7 protein-coding genes are annotated in these 19991 nt (G+C 65.8%); all 7 read right to left on the bottom strand.

Features of this window, described 5'->3' with window-relative positions:
- On the bottom strand, positions 1-900 hold the full coding sequence (locus NIBR502772_RS08980) for a PP2C family serine/threonine-protein phosphatase (protein WP_141139930.1): 900 nt from the start codon (positions 898-900) through the stop codon (positions 1-3).
- The gene (locus NIBR502772_RS08975) at positions 897-2372 is read right to left on the bottom strand and encodes an RDD family protein (RefSeq protein ID WP_168223509.1); all 1476 of its coding nucleotides are present in this window, start codon (positions 2370-2372) and stop codon (positions 897-899) included. The genes NIBR502772_RS08980 and NIBR502772_RS08975 overlap by 4 nt, the downstream gene beginning before the upstream one ends.
- A complete protein-coding gene (locus tag NIBR502772_RS08970; RefSeq protein ID WP_141139929.1) occupies positions 2369-4987 on the bottom strand; it encodes a transglutaminase-like domain-containing protein in 2619 nt (872 codons plus the stop codon). Before NIBR502772_RS08970 ends, NIBR502772_RS08975 begins: the two co-directional genes overlap by 4 nt.
- On the bottom strand, positions 4984-6315 hold the full coding sequence (locus NIBR502772_RS08965) for a DUF58 domain-containing protein (RefSeq protein ID WP_141139928.1): 1332 nt from the start codon (positions 6313-6315) through the stop codon (positions 4984-4986). Before NIBR502772_RS08965 ends, NIBR502772_RS08970 begins: the two co-directional genes overlap by 4 nt.
- Positions 6316-6368: 53 nt before the next feature.
- On the bottom strand, positions 6369-7340 hold the full coding sequence (locus NIBR502772_RS08960; protein ID WP_141139927.1) for a MoxR family ATPase: 972 nt from the start codon (positions 7338-7340) through the stop codon (positions 6369-6371).
- A gap of 64 nt (positions 7341-7404) precedes the next feature.
- A complete protein-coding gene (locus tag NIBR502772_RS08955; RefSeq protein ID WP_141139926.1) occupies positions 7405-13536 on the bottom strand; it encodes an Ig-like domain-containing protein in 6132 nt (2043 codons plus the stop codon).
- Positions 13537-13693: 157 nt separating this feature from the next.
- Entirely contained in the window at positions 13694-19888 is a 6195-nt protein-coding gene (locus tag NIBR502772_RS08950; RefSeq protein ID WP_141139925.1) for an Ig-like domain-containing protein, read from the bottom strand.
- Positions 19889-19991: the final 103 nt, after the last annotated feature.

The raw sequence follows: 19991 nt of genomic DNA, 5'->3' as shown, positions 1-19991 counted from the left end.
TCAGCGTTCCCCTCTTCCGTCGTCCTGGCCGGCCGGCTGGCTGGCGTCAACAATCCGCGCCCGGGGCAGCGTGACCTCTGCGGCATCGGCGGCGGGGCGGGGCGCCGTGGTGGCGATGCCGCCGTCGTTCATCACGTTCCTGGCGTCCACCACAATGACGGTGACGTTGTCCCTTCCGCCGTTACGGAGCGCGGCCTGGATCAGGGCATCCACCGCGTCCTGCGGGTGGCCCACTGTGCTCAGGATCCGGAACATGTGCTCATCCGTCAGCTCGGCATTGAGCCCGTCCGAGCAGACCATGATCCGGTCGCCTTCCTCCACGGGCAGGAGCCAGTAATCAGCCTCGGTCTCGTCCCCCGTGCCCAGCGCCCTCGTGACAACGTGGCGGCGGGGATGGACGGTGGCCTGCTCAGGCGTGATTTCACCGGCATCCACGAGTTCCTGGACCTCCGAATGGTCCACACTGACCTGCTCGAAGTGCCCTTGGCTCAGCCGGTACGTGCGGGAATCCCCGATGTTCATGACCAGCCAGTACGGCATTCCCATCTGTTCCACCACAACGGCTCCAGTGAGTGTGGTGCCGGCGCGGGCACCGGTCACCTCCCGGATGGAACTGTCGGCGCGGAGCAGGTATTGCTGGAGCACTGCCGCCGTGACGCTGCGCTCCCCGGTGGCGAGCTGTGGCATGGCAGCGAGGGCGCGGACGCACATACCGCTGGCAATCTCGCCGGCTTCGTGTCCGCCCATGCCGTCTGCCACGGCGAAGACGGGGTCGGAAGCGATGAAGGAATCCTCGTTCAATTCCCGGCGCAGCCCGCGGTCCGTTCCGTAGCCGTAACTCAGGCTGAGGCCGGTTCCGTGGTCTGCGTCAGCTGGGTCACTGGCGGGCTGTGAGTTCATGCCTGTCCTAGGTGGAAGGAACGGTCACCAAAGTGGACAGTGGATCCCGGGCTGACAAAAGCGGGCACGCCCGGCTGCAGTGAGGTGCGCCGTCCGTCCGGTGTAGTGACGGCGCTGCCGTTGGTGGAGTTCCGGTCCGTCACCCAAACGCCGGCACCGTCGGTCAACAGGTGGAGGTGCGTCTTGGAGATCGAGCGGCCGGGATCACTGACCGCCAGGAGCTGGGCCTGCTGCTCCCCCGCCTGGCCAAGGGGGTTCCTGCCCAACAGGACGTTGCGGTCGAGCTGGAAGTCCCGGCCGTCGTCGAGCTTTATCCGCAGCACGGCGACGGGCGCTGCATACGCTGCCCCACCACGCATCTGTGTGCGGTCGAGGTCGTCATCCGGATGGAACTGGGCGCCCGGCGCGGGAACGGCTGGGGCCGCGTACGGGACATGCGGCTGGAAAGGAGTGGACGACGGCGGCGCGTCCGGCTGGGGTGCGAACGGCGGCGGCGCGGCTGACGGTTGAGCCGCATCCGGCTGCGGAGCGTACGGGTTCACGGGTTGTTGGACCAGCGGCTGTTGGGCGGGCACAACCTGGGGCGGTTTTGCGGCCCCGACCACGGGCGACGCGACCGGCTGGACAGGCGGGAGGTCCAGGGGCGCGAAACTGTACGGGCCCTGGATGCCGCCGGAGGTGACGGGGTTCCGGCCGTCGTTGACGTCGAACACCAGCGTTTTGGCCGCGGTGTCGTGCCATCCGCGGAGCCTGCCGTTGCGGTCCCAGGTGTTGGAAACCACCACCAGCACGGCCCATACCGCACTGGCAATAAGCAACGGGCCGAGGACGAAGACGGCCACATCGAACCATTTGAAAATGACGATGGCAACGGCGGCCAGGAGCGTCAGGATGATGCCTGCGCCGGTGATGAGGCCGCGCAGGAACACTCCCCCGGTGCCGGGGGCGTAACCATCCTTGTCAGCGCTGCGGATGCCCATGACATGGTTGCCGAGGGTCTTCCCGGAGCGGCCTTCCATGCCCACCAGAACCGCCAGGTAGACCAGCGTCAGTCCCAGGCCGACGCTGCCGAACAGGACCAGCGAACCGGTGTCATAGATGATGAAGCCGCCGCTTTGGGTGCGGGTGATTCCCGCGAACCCGATGGCGAAAGTCACCACCAGGACCGCAACGGGGGCCAGCCAGTCGAGCACTGCCGCGCCGAGCCGTTTCCCCGCCGTGGCCGGAACAAGCTCAAGATTGGCTGCCATTCCCGTTCCTCCCCCTGGAGCCGTTTGTACTACCGGGATAGTACCGGGATTCTGGCTGGCGTGCGCCGCCGCACGCTCCATCATGGCCCGCTGTGCATGGTCCACGTTGCGTCCGCTGCGTGCCGCCCTGTTGGGCAGCGGAGCACCGCACGCCGGGCAGAACGTGGCGCCGCGCCGGATCAGTTGCTGGCACTGCTGGCAGCGTTCGGCCTCGTTCATCATGATTCAGTGGGGTTCTTCCTGCCAGGGTTCCGCAGAACGGTGGACTCATCAGGCTCGGAAGCCGCCGCCGTTCCGGGTCCGCTGTCCTGAACTGCCGGATTCGGGGTTCCGGCAGCGGCCGGGCCGGTCCCCACCATACCGGTGGCGGACCGCCATCCGGGGGAACCCTCGCCGGACGGACGCAGAAGCGGGCCCAGCCCGAGCCTTGCGCCACGCGGCTTTGCGCCGCGCAGCTTAAGGGCGTTGCGGCCATCAGCCAGCAGCGACCGGGGCGAGAAGCGGGCCCGCTGGCGTCGCCAGAACCCCAACGTCCCGGTCATCTCCCTCAGCGAGCCGTCCACGATGGTCCAGTATTCCCGGACCTCCTCCTCGCTGGGCTGGCCAACGCCGAAGATGGAGGCGTCCGCACGGTGCGCCAGCATGGTGGTGGTCTGCCCGGTGGCCGGGAACGAGTCGGCAAGCACCACTGCGCTTTCGCGCCGGGTTGCACGGCTGTCGATGCCGGCGCCCAAATCAGTGGCGAGGCTCACCACCTCGTTCCAGCCGCCGCCCACACGCTGGGCCGGGTGCCCCTCCGTGAGGCGGGCCTTCCGGCGTCGTGATTTAAGGAGCGCGATCAGCAGCAGCGGCAGGGCAAGGATGGACAGCGGGATCAGGGCAATGCCCAGGGCCCCGAGCAGGGCACCCCAGAAGAGCCACGGATTGTTTTTCTTCTCGTCGGCGTCCAGGGCGTCCGGCGAGGAATCCGGCGGCAGATCGGCCGGTTCCTGCGGCGGGGGCGGCGGCTGCAGCACCTGGGGCTTGGGTTTGGACTTGTTTTCGGGGTCCGGCGGGATGGGGACGTTGTCCTTGGGCGGTGTGGGGTCGAAACTGACCCAGCCCACCCGGTCGAAGGCCACCTCAACCCAGGCGTGGACATCCTTTCCCGTGACCTTTACCTCGCCGGCGCCGTTCTCCGGGCTGGTTGGATCGGGGTAGAAGCCCATGACCACGCGTGACGGGATGCCCAGGTGGCGGAGCATCAGCGACATGGACACGGCATACTGTTCGTCGTCGCCGAGCATCTGCTTGGCGGTCAGCAGGTTCCTGATCCGCGACGAGCTGTGGCCGGAAACGCTGGGCAGCTGGCCGTCAGCGACGAGGCCGTTGCTGAAGGCGCCCGTCTTTTGGAAATGCGCCTCGATCTGGCGGACCCGGTCAATCGCGGTGGGCGCATCGGCCGAGAGGTCGTTGGCCTGTGACCCCACCACCGGCGGGACCTCGACGGCGTCCGGCAGCGTAATCTTCGCGAAGTCGTACTGCGTCAACTGACCGTGTTCGAGCTTCACGGGATCGGACACCTGGACGCTGTAGGAATCGCCCTTGGACAGGCCCCGCGTGGTCACGGCCGTGTCTGTGCCCGCGTTGAAATACAGGCCCGACGCCGCGGCGGAGGCACTCTGGTCAAAGCTCAGGCCGGTGGTCTTCCGGCCTCCCGGGACAAAGTAGCCCTGGTAATCCTCGATGGTGATGTCGATGGAGTAGTCATTCGAGGGGACGATGCCCGAGGTGTCGGCCAGGGTGTTGATGGACTCGGTGTCGCCCACCTTGCTGAAGCTGCCGGAGCCGTTGGGATCCATGTTGTAGTTGGTGCCGTTGAAGGCATCCAAAGCCCCCAGTCGGACGCGGCCGTCCCGGGGCAGTCCTTTGACCACGAACAGCGTGTCGTCTTTCTTGTCCTTGACGAACGTCCGGAAGCTTGCCAGGGGCGTGACGTAGTCCTTGGGATCGAACGGCGGAACCACCACGTTGCGCAGGACCTTGCGGTCACCGCTGGCGGTGACCAGGGGTGCCGCCACCGCGGTAATGGCGACGCTTGCGGCGATCACGGCAGCGGCCGTGCCCAGCCGGCGGAGCTTGGCCCGCTGGGCTGTGGCCGCATCGGTCTGCGGACGGTTGACTGAGACTTTTCGCGTGTCGCTGCGCCGCAGCGCGTCACGGCGGAAGGTGGCCCAGGCAATCGCCATGACGGTGAGTCCGATGCCGCGCTCCACGGTGAGGAAGGCAGCGTTGGTGCTGAAAGCTATGCCCGTGACGAAAAGCACCAGCACGGGAAGCAGTGGCCAGTACGGGGTTTTCAGCCGCCAGGTGAGGATGCCGGCAACCAAGGCGGCGAGCAGCGAACTCAGGAACGGGACGATCAGGACGCCGCCGGCAGACCCTACCGGAACGCCCACCGTGAGCATGTCCTTCCAGGCGAACACAACCCCAGGGAGCAGCGTCCGCAAGGAGTCAAGGCTGGGAACAAAGCCGGCAATCGCAGCGTCCGGGACTGCGAGGAGCGTGCCGAACACCAGGTAGGCCCCAAGTGCGAGGGCTGAAGTGATCAACAAACCCAGGCGCAGGTGCGCGTTGGCGGCGGCGATGCCGAGGCCCAGGAGGATGCCTCCGAAGCCCGAGACCAGATAGTACGGGTCTCCGCCGAAGCTGAGGCTGAAGCCCAGCAGGCCCAACCCCAGCAGGACGGCGAGGGCGCCGGCGTCGAGCACAAAATGCCAGAGCGGCTGGCCGTCGGCGAACGATGATTCGTACTGCCGCTGCTGCGGGCGTGGCCGGAGGCCCGGGGCGGAGCTCATGCGGCCGCCTTTCTGAGGACGATGGCGAGGTCAGCGAGGTCGCCGAGGGTCAGCACTGTCAGGTCTGCGATGTTGGCGCGGCCCGGTGCAGCCCCGATTTGGAGGCGCACGGCCAGGCTCCTGACGCCGAGCGGCACGGAGGCCGCGGCCGATCGGAGCTGGGAGGGTGTCACGTTGCTGCCCACCACAAAAAAGACCACCGACGCGTTGGGGACGGTGTCTGCCAGTGTCCGGGCGAGGTCGACGGCGGTCCGGCGCATGGGTGCCCCGGCGATCCGTGTCATGTCATCCAGCATGTTCCGCCCGGTTTCACAGCGCAGCGGCCCCTTTTGCGTCAGGACGTCCAGCTCGCGCTGCTCGCGGATGGCCTGCCGGCCGATCGAGGCAGCCGCTGAGATGGCCATTTCGAATTCCTGCTCCGAGGCGTACTCGTCCGTGTTGATCGACAGCGAGATGGCCAGGTGGGCGCGCCGCGTCTCCTCGAACTGGCGCACCATCAGCTTGTTGGTCCGCGCGGTGGTCTTCCAGTGGATGTGCCGCCGGTCATCGCCCGGCACGTAGTCCCGCAGGGCATGGAAGGACACGTCCGCGCTGGACAGGTCGGTGGTGGGCATGCCCTCGAGGTCGCGGATGAATCCCGCCGCGGAACCGGCCAGGGCCACTGTCTTCGGGTGCACAAACAGGTCCTCCGGCTCGGTCCACAGCACCTGGCGGCGGAGGAGGTGCAGGGGGTCGGCCCGGACCGAGCGGACAGGTCCCACCACGATGACGGCGCGGCGGGCGGTTGGAATGGTGAAAAGGTCCTCGTGCACCTGCGCGGGCTTCATCCTGGGCAGGTGGAAGACGGCGGTGGCAATGCCCACCGGCAGTTCCAGGGCGGCCGGCAGCAGGGGCCTGGCCGAGGTGTTGGAGACGGCGATGCTTCCGACCGCACTGTCCCCCACGGCCACACGGGTCCGGGCAAGGTCCAGGATCACACCGTAGGAGGACCGGCCCAGGATGAACCCAATGGCGATCAGGAAAAGGACAAACGCCGCGATGGCCGCCGCTTTGGCCTCCTGCCAGCCGAAGGCCTGACCGGCAGTCCACAGCAGGATGGACGCGGCCAGAACCGACCAGCCCAGGACACTGACCACCGACAGGACAGGCCACACGTAGCGCAGCCACAGGCCGCGGACCTTCTCCCACGCGGGTGTGAGGGCGAGGCCGGCGGTGCTGGTGGCCTCGGCCCACACGGATGAGGGATGCAGCCTGGTGGGTCTGCCGTTCCGGTGGAAGGGTTGCCGGAGACGTTCAGCAAGCCGGGTCAACGGAGTGCTGCTGGACATAAATGTGCCTTTGTTCGCGCTGGTCAGTGGTGGTCTGGAGCTCCGAGGGAGCGTCAGACGGCGGCGCGCTGCTGCGGTGCCGCGACGTCGGACAGGACCCGGGCCAGGACGGCCTCGGGGGTGGCGCCGGAGAACTCGGCCTCCGGGTCCATCACAAACCGGTGCGTCCACACAACGGCGGCCAGTTCCTTGATGTCGTCAGGCAGGACGAAGTTCCGTCCCTGCCCCGCGGCCCAGACCTTGGCGGCGCGGACCATGGCGATGGCGCCACGCACGGAAACGCCCAGCCGGGTCTCAGGCGCGCTGCGGGTCTCTTCGCAGAGCCGGGAGATGTATTCGAGGACCGCCGTGTCCACGTGCACGGTGGCAGCGAGGTCCGCCATGTCCGCCACGGCCTGCGTGGTAATAACTGCGGAGATCTCCTTGGAGCGGTCCTTCAGGTTCGAGCCGCCGAGCAGCTGGACCGTGGACGCGTGGTCCGGATAGCCGATGGAGGTCTTGATCAGGAAGCGGTCCAGCTGCGCCTCGGGCAGGCGGTACGTACCGGCCTGCTCGATCGGGTTCTGGGTGGCCATCACCATAAACGGCCGGCCGGCCTCGTAGGTGACGCCGTCCACGGTGACCCGGGATTCCTCCATGACCTCCAGCAGTGCCGACTGCGTCTTCGGCGAAGCACGGTTGATCTCATCGGCCAGGACGATGTTGTTGAAGATCGGTCCCTTGTGGAACTCGAACTTCTGCGTTTTCTGGTCGTAGATGGTCACACCCGTGACGTCCGAGGGCAGGAGGTCGGGGGTGAACTGGATGCGGTTATTGGACCCCTGGACGGTTGCGGCCATCGCCCGGGCCAGCATGGTCTTGCCGGTGCCGGGGGCGTCCTCAAACAGCACATGGCCCTCCGCCAGCATCGCGGTGAAGGTGAGCCGGATGACGTGGTCCTTGCCCAGGACCGCCTGTCCCACGTTGGCAACGAGCTTGTCGAAAGTGCCTGCAAACCATTCGGCCTGCTCGGTGGTCATGGTCATGAAGTGAGTCCTTTTCTTGAGGTGCTGGTCTGGTGAAGCTTGGGTGGACGGGCCGTGTGAACTGTCAGCATCTGCCGACGTCCGCGCCGCTGATATCGATAGTGGCGAGCTTGACGTACCAGCCCGGGTGGGGGCCGCCGTCCATGCGGTACCACTTGTAGTAGGACGCCGGGTTGGACGATTCGCTGGAGCCGTAAATGTTCATCCAGCAGGCGCTGTCAATCCAGCCGTCCGAGGTGGACACCCAGTTCGCGTCGGATGAACCGCACCGTGCGTCCCCGCCCACGTTGCTGTAGCGGTCCGGAACCCCCGGCTTGCCCGGGCAGCTGTTGTTGTCGCCGGGCTTGACGCGAACCCTGGTGGGTGCTGGCGGCGGGGTGGGATCGGCCCCGGACGTGGAGGTGGCGGGTCCGCCAATAGCACCGTCCACCACGGTCACGGCACGGACACGCAGGTTATGGCTCTTGCCCCAGCCTCCGCCGCCGGCGTCGAAGCTGGTGGCCTGGCCCACATTCTGCCAGCCGCCACTGTCCATGCTCACTTCGTAGCGGTTGAGCGGGCGGCCGTTGGTGTTGGGGTTGTTCCAGGACCAATGCACCTGGCCGTCGCCCTTGGGCGAAGTCATGCCGTTGACGTTGGGTGCGTTCGGCGGACCGTAGGGGTTGCCGGTACCGATGGCTTTGGCGTCCCCGGACACGTTGTTCTTGGTGGATGTCGCGATGATGGTGACCGTGATGTCCCGGCCGTTAGTGAGGCCACCGATGGTTCCGCCGCCGGCCTGGATGCTTCCCGACTTGCCGTCTGCGTTGTACGTGTACTGGATTTCGGTGTCCGTCGAGCCATTCCGCTGGGCCTGGGTCAGCGGCGTAAATGTCACCCTGAGCTGTCCGCTGGAGCCGGTATCCGCCACGGTTCCGCTGCTTACCTGGCCTGGCTTGCCGGCTGCCCGGATCTGGGCCGACGGGTTGCTGGTGCCGCTGGTGCCCGCCTTGTTGGTGGCCGAAACGGTGAAGGTGTAGTCGGACTCGGAGTTGTCCACCGTGACGTTCTGGGTGGTACCTGAAGGTACCGGCTGCGTGGCAACCACGGCCCCGCCCTGCAGGGTGGTCAGCGTGTAGGAGGAGACGGCGTCGCCGTTGTTGTTCGGCGCCGTCCAGCTGACCTTCAGCTGGCTTGTGGATCCCAGCTGGCCCGCCTGGGTCGCCGTCGGTGCGGCCGGGGTGGCTGGCACACCGGCCGGGACTTCAGCCGCGGAGTACGCGCTCCACTCGGACGGATCCTTGGCATCATTGCGGGCCAGGACCCGGACCTTGTAGGAGACGCCGTTCTGGAGGCCCTTCCAGACATAGCTCACCGCTGCCAGGTTCTGGATCTGGGCGTTCTGCCCCGGCGGGGCCGGCGAGATTTCCAGATCGTAGGTTTTGACGGGTGATCCCTTGCTGGCCGGTGCCACCCAGTTCACGGAAAGCTGCTTGTCACCGAACTTCAGGGTCGGCGCCAGGGGCGTGTCCGGCTTGACGTCCGGGCGTACCTCGGCAGAGGCCGGGGAACGTTCAGATTCGCCGAACTCGTTAGTAGCGGTGACCTCGAAGTGGTACTTCGTGTTGTTGACCAGCCCGGTCAACGTGCAGGTGTTCGCCGGACAGTCCTGCCTGAAGCCCGATTCGCCGTAGACCGTGTACTTGGTAATGGGCGCACCGCGGTCTGCCGGGGCAGACCAGTTGAGCAGGGCAGTCTTATCGCCGACGCTCTGCGCCTGCGGGGTAGTCGGTGCCAGGGGCTTGTCCTTGACGGTAAGCCGGATTCGCGCGGTCGCGTTGCGGGAATCGTCTCCTGTCTTGTCTGCCACGGTGTAGGCAACCACCATGGTCCCGGTGAAACCGGACGACGGCGTCACTGTCACCGAGTCGCCGGACACCGTTGCGCTGCCCTGACCCGTCTCGGTTGATGCGGAAATAATCTTCAAGGCGGTTTCGGGGAAAGGGTTCGCGTCGTTGGCCAGGACCTTCACGGTGACCGGCTTCCCGGCGGCCGCGTTCGGCTCCAGGTCGTCGTTTGCCACTGGTTTGGGCCGGTTGGAGGCAGTGACAGCCAGCTGGTAGGTGGCCGTTGCCTCCAGCCCGCGGGAGTCCTTGGCCTTCACCTGGACCGCACCGGTGGTGCCGGTGGCAGTGGCGCCGTCCACGGATGTCTTGAGGATCTTGCCGTCTATCCGGGCATTAAAGCTGGCCGGGCTGCCACCCACCAGTTCGTACTTCATGTTGTCCAGGTCATCCCTGTCCGGGTCGGAGGTCAACCGGCTCAGGGCCAGGTCCGCAGACTCGCCCTTCGGCACTTCAACGTTCGCGCCCAGGAGTTCCGGCGGGTTGTTGCGGTTGGGGTCAGGCAGCACTTTGGTGCGGATGCTCAGGGTGGACTTCAGCCCTGCAGGATCATCCGGCCCGGTGCCGTCGGTAACCTCAAAGCTCAGCGAGCCCGGGCCAACGTAGTCGACGCCGGCGGTGTACTTCAGCGCCGTTCCGTCACCGGATACCGGGTTGCCGCCGTCCGAACCGATGAGCTTGATCCGGTCAGTCTGCGTCAGGCGCGGTGAGCGTCCCTCCCGGACCTTGACCCATTCCTTGAGGTCAACGTTCACGGATTGTCCGGCGATGACCTCAATAACCTCGTCTTTGGCGAGGGTGGGAACCTGCTGCCCCAGCCCCGGCGCCCAGATGATGGCTGTGGACTTTTGGCCGTCCACGTCCTCGACCGTGTATGGGATCAGCTGGGGCTGTTCGGTCAGGTCTACCATCATGGTGCCGTCAGGCCCCGGGCGGGCGGTGAGGGACTCGGTGCTGAGCTTGAGGTTCTCGCCGACGCCGTCGGGGTCTTCATCGTTCTTGAGGACCGGCACGTCCACGGCAGTCTTGCCCATCGCCTGGGCGGAGGTGACCCGGTCGTCGCGGGCAATGGGCGCCTTGAGCGGGACCTCATTGTCCACCACCACGCGGATGGTGGCCTGGGCGGTGGCGTCGCGGTCGTCGGCGATGGTGTACCGGACGTTGACCGTCCCGGCAGCGCCGGGAGCGGTCAGGATGATGCGGCCGCTGGTCTTGCTGACGGTGGCCTGGAGGGCGTCGTCGGCCTCGATACCGTCCGTGAGGATACGGATGATGTCGCCGTCGGGATCGGTGTCGTTGCCGGTGGCGTCGACGGCGATCTGCCGTCCCGGCCGGACCTTCACTTCGTCATCCACGGGGGTGGGGTTCTGGTTCGTTTCGCCACGGGGGGCGATGCCCACCGTCACGGTTCCGGTGTTGACGGCGCCCTGGCGGTCCACCACCTTGTAGCGGAACGTATCAGTCCCGGCGCCGTCGCCGGCAGCGGTGAAGTCGATGAAGTTGCTGCCCACGGTGGCGGTTCCCATGGCCGGGGTGCTGTCGATACCCGTTAGCTGAACGGAGTCGCCGTCGGGATCGATGCCGTCCAGCGGGACGGGAATGCGAACTGTTCCGGCGGCCACCACGCGGGCGGTGAGATTCTGAGGCTGCGGCCTCGAATTCTCGGCCCCCTCCAGCGGAAGGATGTGGATGGTGACGGCGGCGGCGCTCTTCTGCCCCTGCGGGTCCGCGGCATTGTAGATGGCGCGCACCGTCTTGGGCTGCGGCCCGGCGATGAAGCGCAGGGTGTTTTCCGAGACGAAGCTCTTGCCGTCCAGTTCATCCACGGACTGCGGAAGGATGGGGTCCACGCTCAGTTCCAGGCCCTGCGGGTGCGTGTCGTTGTCCAGCACCGGTATGGTGACGACGTCGTTGACCCTGACGTTCACTTCGTCGGGTTTGGGCTGGGGGGCCTCGACGACGGCGGGGGCCGGGACGGGGACCACGGAGACGCTGCCGGTGGCTGATTTCCTGCCGTTGGACATGGTGTATTCAAAAAGGAACGGGTCCTTGGTGCCCAGCACGTCGGTGATGCGCAGGACGCTGTGGTCGATCACGCTGACCGAGGCCGTGGTGTTGTCCGGGAGTTTCACGGACTGCAGCACCAGCACGCCGCCGGAAGGATCCGAGTCGTTGGCCAGCGGGTCCAGCAGCACACTGCCTCCGGTGGGCATCAGCGCAACGTCATGGACCGCCACGGGGTCACCGGCGTCCTTGCCGGACTCCACATCAACCCGGATCAGGCCCTGGCTGCTCTGCGGGCCGTTGCTGGCGATGTAGGTCAGGTAGACGGGACCGGGAGTGGTGCTGCGGAACGTGAAGGTACCGCCGTCGGTGACGGGGCCCAGTTCGGCAGGACCGTTGGCCTCCACCTGCGCGAGGCGGAGGGCGCCGCCGTTGGGATCGACGTCGTTTTTCAGCGGCGCGATCACCAGGTCCTGGCCCACCACGGCAGTGACGTGATCGGCGTTGACCACCGGCGCCAGGGCGCCCGGCGGCTGGACGTTCACCACGACTTTTCCGGTGACCGTTGCCCGGCCGTCCCAGATGGTGACTTCCACGTTTTTCTTGCCGGCGGTGGCTCCGGAGTCCTGGAAGGTGAGCAGTCCGTCACGGCGGACCTTGACCTGGTCCTGGTCGTTGTCTGCCTTGGCGTCCAGCAGGACGAGGTCGTCGCCGTCGGGATCCACCCAGTCGGTGAGGATGTTCTGGCTGACGGTTTTACCCTGCTCCACCAGCATGGTGGTGGAGTCTCCGCCGCGCTTGAATGCGGGCGGCTTGTTTTCATCGGCTGCCACCACGTTGAGCGTGACCTGTCCGCCGGCTGAGAGTCCCCGGCCGTCGGCTGCGTTGTAGCTGAACGTCTCGGCGCCGGGCTGGGCGTCCGCGGGAACGGAGATCTGGAACGCGGTGCCGCCGTAGATGCTTTCCAGCGTTCCGGCTTTGGGACCTGAATCGCCGACGGCGGCGGTCAGGACGTCGCCGTCAGGATCGGAATCGTTGTCCAGGACGCTGAGGATAGTGGTCCGCCCGGGGCGAACGCCCAGGGTGTCCGGTTTGGTTTCCGGCGGCCGGTTCGGTTTGGTGCGGTCCGGCAGGACGTTGATGGTGTTGTTGTCCGCCGATTCCTGGTCCTGCTCGTCGGATTCGTTCTTCGGAGGAACAACGTCGTCCCAGTTGTTCACGAGCTGCATGTTCTGGTTCACCAGCCACACATTCCCCGAATTCACGTCGTTCAGGACCACCAGGTCCCGGTTCACCCGGAATACGTACGACGGCGATGCGCTCGCCTTTGGCACGTCAACGTTCTTATCATCAGCGTCATTGGTGCAGTCCCGGACATACTTGTTCGCCCCGGACCACGCCGCATGCACACACCCGGCCAGCTGCACCGGAGCCGCCGGCACACCCTCGCCATCAAAAGTGACCGTCTTCGCCGTTGACCCGTCCAGCGGCTGCTTCAACAACGCCTTCTGCGTCGAAACCGCCACAAAATCACTCGCCGGACCGCCCTGCTGCAGCTTCGCATCCCGCGCATTCTCCAACTGCAGCCGCTTACCGCCCGGCAGGAACAGCCTCCCTGCAGCAGCATCCAACACCACCGGCTTATCCCCCACCACCGTGATCTGCAGGTCCCCTGCACCCTTAAGGTCACCCCAGGTACTGGAATCGGTGGACACCACTTCGCCGTTCGCGTCCACCTCCGTGACAGTCACCGCGCCCGACTTGGGATCGGCACTGTAGATCCGGTCATCGGTACCGACTGCGGAGACCAGGCCTTCGGAGCCAACCATCACAGGTTCGGAGGCTTCCTGGTCAAAACCATTTACGGTGGACGGCGACACCGCCCAGACCTTCCCCGATGCGGCGTCCGTAACCGAGATCACGCTGGCACCGAAGCTCACTTCCGCCGAACCCGGCAACTGCTTGTCCCCGCCCAGACGCATATTCGCAGGAGAAACCTGGTTCAACGTCGAACCCGACTCATCATCCACAAACACATCCCCAGCGCTCTGGAGAATATCGAAAGTGGTACTCGCCGGTGTCACCGCACCATCCAAAACCCGCGACGGATAATTCAGCCGACCCACCGCATTCTTGGACTTGGAAACCACCCACACGCCGCCGTCGTTCAACTCCACCTCAGTGGTCTTAAACCCCGGATAGATGATCGCACCGGCAACCAGCACGGCGCCGGCCGCGGCAAAAGCCGAGCCGACGACGATTTTGTTGTAGCGCTTCCTGAGACCGAACTTCCCCAGCAGTGATGTCACAGCGTTACTATTCCCTCAATTGTGCAGCAGCCCCCAGGGCAGCCCCTCCAAAGACCCGGTACCGGGCTCTCTGTTCCCCGCGCCAGCCTACCGAAGCCTGGCAGCGGCCGCGATGGGGAGCGCTCCCCCACCGCCCCTCCTGCGGTTGCAACCGTCATCAGCATTGCGGGATCCCATGGCCCTCGGGCTCGCCCAGGGTGGTATTGCCGACCTGAATGGTCCGGCCCACATAACGGCCGTCAGAATGCGAATTGATGCGGTACCACTTGTAGGTGCCGCGGGCATCCGGCACAGTCCGCCATATGAAGCAGTTGACGGTGAAGGACGGGCCGGAGCCGTAGATCCACGGATAGCCACTTGTCACACCACCGCAGGTGTGTTCCGCGTTCGTCGGCGACCGCCACGAGGTTTGCCCGGAGGCAGCCGCGTCCGTGCAGGTGCGGTAACCGTTGACCGCGGCGTCCCAGTTAGTCCTGGCCTGGCCGGACTGCGCCGTGGCAGTGGCAATGGCGCCACCGGTCCCCACAGAATTCACGGTTTGCACCTGGATCGAGTGCGGTTCGTCGAAGCCGCCGGTGTTCACCGTCCGGCTTCCCGAATCCGCGACCCTTTCCCAGCCCCGGCCGTCAATGTTGATCTGTGTGTGGGCGACGTCGTTCGTCGCCGTGGACGGAGAACTCCAGCTGAAGCTCAAAGACTTCTGGTTCTGGCCGCCGTTCTGTCCGGAAGCTGTGGGCGTGCCAGGGGATCCGTACGGCGTCGCGGACGCGGGAGTGCTGGCGTTGGAGCTGGGTGCAACGGAGGAATTGGCGACCACCGTGATGCTCACCGGAGTGCCGTTGACAAATCCTCCAATGGTCTGTCCGGGGTTGATGGGGCCGCTCATCCCGTTGCTCGCGTTGTAGCTGTAGCTGACTTCGCTCTCGGACGAGCCATTGCGTTCGGCCGCGGTGAGCCGCCGGAAGTCCACCGTCACCTTCCGTCCGGCTCCTCCGGTGTCGGCCGCGGTGGCACTGACTCCTGAAACCTGGCCGAGTTTGCCTGTGGCGCGGCGGGGGGCCGACGCCGGACTGACGGCGCCCTTTCCTGCCTTGTTTTCGGCCTGGACCGTAAAGGTGTAATCCGCTTCGGAGTTGTTCGCCGTGAAGTTGGCGGTCCGCACCGTACCGGCGATGGCCTGGGTCTGCGGCGCGCCGCCGCCGCCGCTCATCGTGACGTAGTAGTTCTTGATTGCGTCGCCGTTTGTATCGGGTTCTGTCCAGTTCACCCGCAGCTGGTTGGTGGTTCCCACTGCAGATGCCACGGCGGAGGTCGGTGCCGCTGGCGCAGCGGGCACGCCGGCGGGGTTGTCTTCGGAGGAGTAGATGCTCCAGTCGGACGGGCCGAGCTCGTTGAGAGCCTGGGCGCGCACCTTGTAGCGGACGCCGTTGGTCAGGCCGGGCCAAGTGTAGGTAAGTCCGGTGACCCCGTTCTTTACGGCGATCCCGCTGGCGGGCGGCGGGGAGATCTCGAGGTTGTAGCTCTTGACGGCAGAGCCTTCAGTCTTGGCCGGCAGCCAGTTGATCACCATGTTCTTGTCCCCCGCCTTAACGGTGGGCGCCTCCGGCGGAGAAGGCTTTTCGTCCGGCCGGATTTCGTTCGACTGCGCTGACGCCTGGGAGTCTCCCACCTCGTTGGTGGCGGTCACAGTGAAGACATACTTCACGTCGTTTGTCAGCCCGCTGAGAGTGCAGGTGGTGGTGGCGCATTTTTGTTCGAAGCCGGTGTTGGATTTGACCGTATAGCCGGTGATGGTGGCACCGTTGTCCGACGGCGGCGCCCACTTGAGCACAGCCGTCCGGCTGCGCACGTCCGTGGCCGTGGGGGCCGAGGGGGCGTCCGGTTTGTCCCGGACCGTGATGCGGACCCGGCCAATCACCTGGCGCGACGGATCATCGGTCTTGTCCGAGACCGTGTAGCGCAGCACCATCACGCCCTTGGATCCGTCCGCGGGCGTCACCGTGATGGAGTCCCCGCTGACGAGCGGTTGCCCTGCAGCGGATCCGGTTTCCACGGCGACGGAGTCGATCTTCAGCGGGGTGTCACTGAACGGGTTGAAGTCGTTGGCAAGGACATTGATGGTCTCGGTCCGGCCGGCGTTGGCCTTCTCAACGACGTCTTCATTGGCGGTGGGCAACGGCCGGTTGGAGGCAACGACGGTGGCCGTCACCGAGGCTTTGACGGGTCCGGACCGCCCGTCCGTCACTTTCAAGGGGATGCTTCCCTTCCGGCCGGCGGCCATGCCCGGCTCGGAGCTCACGGCCAGCGTCTGCCCCTCTATCGTTGCCTTGAAGCCCTCCGGCAGGGACCCGTCGAACTCGAATTTGAGTTTTTCCTGATCGCCGGCATCCACATCCCTGGCAAGGTTGCCCAGCTCCAGGCGTGCTGTTTCGGCCTTCGGCACTTCCAGGTCGCTTCCGCTGAAGGTGGGCTCGTGGTTGGCGTTCGGGTCCGGTATGACCTTGGTCATGACGGTCAGGGTGGACTTCAGCCCCTGCGGGTCTTCCGGACCGGACCCGTCTGTCACCTCGAAGGTGACAGAGCCGGGGCCAACGTAGTCTTTGAGCGCAGCGTAGCGCAGCGTCCTGGCGTTGCCGCCGATGATGTTCTGGGGGTCTGCACCCTGTACCTGGACTTTGTCCGCCTGCGTGATCTGCGGCGTGCGGCCTTCCCGCACGCGGACGTATTCGTTGAGGTCCAGGGTGATTTCCTTGCCGGCCATCACTTCCACAACGTCGGTACGGGCCAGCGTGGGGTGCTCCTCGCCCTGGCCGGGCACCCAGATGACTGCAGTGGCGGTCTGGCCGTCGACGTCGGTGACGGTGTAGGGGACCAGCTGGTCGGCCGGAACAAGGCTGACCACTACGTTGCCGTCACCGCCAACGCGGGCGTTCGGGTTTCCGTCAGGCAGGCTGACCTTGAGTTCCGAGGCCACACCGTCGGGGTCGGAGTCGTTCTTCAGGACCGGAGCGTCCACGGCGGATTTGCCCAGCGTCTCGGCCGGCGTGATGACATCGTCCTTGGCGATCGGGGCCTTGAGGGTGGCGTCCGGGTTGACCCGGACGCGGATCACGGCACTGCCCTGGGCTTTTTTGTCGTCCTGGATCTTGTAGCCGACGCTCTCGTTGCCGGCGGCGCCCGGCGCGGTGAGCAACACCCTGCCACCGTCTGCGGTCTCGACGCCGAGTTCAGGGCGGGCCTCGAACGCGTCGGCGACAAGCCCGATGGGGTCCCCGTCCGGGTCTGAGTCGTTGCTGAGGGCGTCCACGGCAATCTTGCGTCCAGGCCGGACATCGACGGAATCGTCAACTGCAATGGGCTTCTGGTTATTGGGCTCAGGCGGGGCAATGCCCACAATGACCGTACCGGTGTTCTCGGCGCCGATCCGGTCCCGGACACGGTAGGTGAACGTGTCCGTGCCGGCAGCCGATCCGGTCGCTGTGAACTCAAGGTAGCCGTCCTTGACGACTGCTGTTCCCATGGCGGGCGCTTTGTCCACACCGATCAGATGTACGGAGTCGCCGTCGGAATCGATGCCGTCCAAAGGCACGGGAATCCGTACTGCCATGCCGGAGACCACCCGGGCGGTGAGGTTTTTCGGCTCGGGACGAGTGTTCCGTTCGTCATCGCGTGCGCGGATGCGGATGGTGACCTGCTGGGAGTCCGACTGTCCGGATTCGTTGGTGACCTTGTAGATCGCATAGGCCGTCTTGGGCAGGTCCCCGGCAATAAAGCGCAGCGTGTTGCCGGCGCGGAAGAGACGGCCGTCGGCGTCGTCGGGCTTCTGCGGAAGCACCGGCTCCAAGGTGAGCTTGCCACCATTGGGGTCGGTGTCGTTCTCAAGAACGGGTATGGTAACGACGTCGCCGACCCGGACGGAGACCTCGTCCGGTTTTGCCTGGGGCGCCTGGAGCTTGGCAGGTGCCGGGACCACCAGCACCGCGATGTCGCCGCTGGCCGAGGACTTGCCGTTGGAGATCGTGTATTTGACGTTGAGCTGCCCCTCAGCCCGAATGTCGGTGATCCGGACCACCGAGTGGTCCAGCACCGAAACAGTGACCGGCAGGCCGTCGGCCGCCGTGACGGACTGGACCACCAGGACGCCGCCGGAAGGGTCCGAGTCGTTGCCCAGGACGTCGACCAGAACGTTGCCGCCGCTCGGCAGCAAGGCCGTGTCCCGCACAGCAACGGGGGCGCCGTCGCCGTCACCCGAAACCACGTCGACGCGGACCAGCTGCTGGGCGCTGGCCGGACCGTTCGTCACGAGGTAGGACACATAGTGGGCGCCTTCGGCCGTGGAGTTGAACGTGAAGGTCTGCTGGTCCGCCCCCATGGCGGCGGTGGAGTTGCCGTCAGGCGTGATCTGGGCGAGGCGGAGAACCCCGCCCTGGGGGTCCGAATCGTTCTTCAGCGGTGCGATGACAGTGTCCACACCGGCGACGGCGACGACGTGGTCCGCGTTGGCGATCGGCGGCAGCGCACCCGGAGCGCGGACATCCACGGTGACTTTGCCTTCGGCGGTCGACTGGCCGTCGGAGACCGTCACGGTGACCACTTTGCGGCCGGTTTCCGTGCCGGCGTCCTGGAAAGTGAGCAGTCCGTCCGGCCGGGCCTTGACCTGGTCACGGTGGTCGCTCCCGGTAGCGCTGACCACGTAGAGGTCGTCGCCGTCGGGGTCCGTCCAGTCCGTGAGGATGTTCTGGCTGACGATTTTGCCCGCCTGCACCACGAGGGTGGTGTTGCGGTTGGGCTTCTGCCGCGGGGCGGAGTTCTCCCCCGGCGGGATGATGTTGAGGGTGACGTCGGAGGAGGCCGTGAGGCCGCGGCCGTCGTCGACCGTGTATTTGAAAGTTTCGGACCCGGTTTTGTCGGCTGGGACGCTGACCTGGAAGCCGGTGGAACCGTAGATCGGGGCGAGGAGACCGGACTTGATCGGGTCGGGTGCGCGGACGGTGAGGATGTCGCCGTCGGGATCGGTGTCGTTGTCCAGCACAGGGAGGATGGCGGTCCGTCCCGCCCGTATCCCGAACGTGTCAGGCTTGGCCACGGGTGCGCTGTTGGGTTTGGTGCGGTCCGGCAACACGGTCTGCTGGACTTCGTCGGCGGAGTCCTTGTCCGCATCGTCGGAGGTTTCCTTCGGCGGGATGACGTCGTCCCAGTTGTTCACCAGCTGCATGTTCTGGTTCACCAGCCACACATTCCCCGAATTCACATCGTTCAGGACCACCAGGTCCCGGTTCACCCGGAAAACGTACGACGGCGATGCGCTCGCCTTTGGCACGTCAACGTTCTTATCATCAGCGTCATTGGTGCAGTCACGGACATACTTGTTCGCCCCGGACCACGCAGCATGCACACACCCGGCCAACTGCACCGGCGCCGCCGGCACACCCTCACCATCAAAAGTAACCGTCTTCGCCGTGGAACCATCCAGCGGCTGCTTCAACAACGCCTTCTGCGTCGACACCGCCACAAAATCACTCGCCGGACCGCCCTGCTGCAGCTTCGCATCCCGCGCATTCTCCAACTGCAGCCGCTTACCGCCCGGCAGGAACAACTTCCCCGCAGCAGCATCCAACACCACCGGCTTATCCCCCACCACCGTGATCTGCAGGTCCCCGGCACCCTTCAACTCACCCCACGTACTCGAATCGGTGGAGGTTGGCTCACCGTCCGCGTTGACCGTCGTGACGGTGACAGCACCCGTCTTGGGGTCGGCACTGTAGATCCGGTCATCGGCCCCAACCGCAGACACCGTGCCCTGCGAAGCAGTCAGCACCGGCTCCGATGACTCCTCATCGAAACTGTTGACGCTGGACGGCGAAAGCGCCCAGACCTTGCCCTTCCCCGCGTCCGTAACCGAGATCACGCTGGCACCGAAGCTGACATCCGCCGAACCCGGCAACTGCTTGTCCCCGCCCAGACGCATATTCGCAGGAGAAACCTGGTTCAACGTCGAACCCGTCTCATCATCCACAAACACATCCCCAGCGCTCTGGAGAATATCGAAAGTGGTACTCGCCGGTGTCACCGCACCATCCAAAACCCGCGACGGATAATTCAGCCGACCCACCGCATTCTTGGACTTGGAGACTACCCACACGCCGCCGTCGTTCAACTCCACCTCAGTGGTCTTAAACCCCGGATAGATGATCGCACCGGTCACCAGGACAACCACAGCAGCGGCAAGAGCCGTGCCAGCAACGCCGCGGGAGTGGAGAATGCCGCGGCGGGTGGTCCAACCCGCGCCCTTTCCTGCGCGCGGATTTGTGGCACGCAGATTTGTGGCGCGCGCCGTTCGGCGAAGTTTCATGACCGGTATCTCCCCAGATAGGACTCCGGCCGGGCCGATGTACGGTCCGCTGCAGCCGGGCACAACCGACTATAGCGGAATTCACCATCAAATGGATAAATAT

Origin of the sequence: Pseudarthrobacter sp. NIBRBAC000502772 (assembly GCF_006517235.1) — a bacterium.
Lineage (GTDB): Bacteria > Actinomycetota > Actinomycetes > Actinomycetales > Micrococcaceae > Arthrobacter.
Note: the sequence above shows the minus strand (reverse complement) of the source record. Positions and strands in the feature narration are given on the sequence as shown.

What these genes read in the sequence shown, in the direction of transcription:
- NIBR502772_RS08980 (WP_141139930.1), bottom strand. Translation starts at nt 900, where the DNA reads ATGAACTCACAGCCCGCCAGTGACCCAGCTGACGCAGACCACGGAACC.
- NIBR502772_RS08975 (WP_168223509.1), bottom strand. Translation starts at nt 2,372, where the DNA reads ATGATGAACGAGGCCGAACGCTGCCAGCAGTGCCAGCAACTGATCCGG.
- NIBR502772_RS08970 (WP_141139929.1), bottom strand. Translation starts at nt 4,987, where the DNA reads ATGAGCTCCGCCCCGGGCCTCCGGCCACGCCCGCAGCAGCGGCAGTAC.
- NIBR502772_RS08965 (WP_141139928.1), bottom strand. Translation starts at nt 6,315, where the DNA reads ATGTCCAGCAGCACTCCGTTGACCCGGCTTGCTGAACGTCTCCGGCAA.
- NIBR502772_RS08960 (WP_141139927.1), bottom strand. Translation starts at nt 7,340, where the DNA reads ATGACCATGACCACCGAGCAGGCCGAATGGTTTGCAGGCACTTTCGAC.
- NIBR502772_RS08950 (WP_141139925.1), bottom strand. Translation starts at nt 19,888, where the DNA reads ATGAAACTTCGCCGAACGGCGCGCGCCACAAATCTGCGTGCCACAAAT.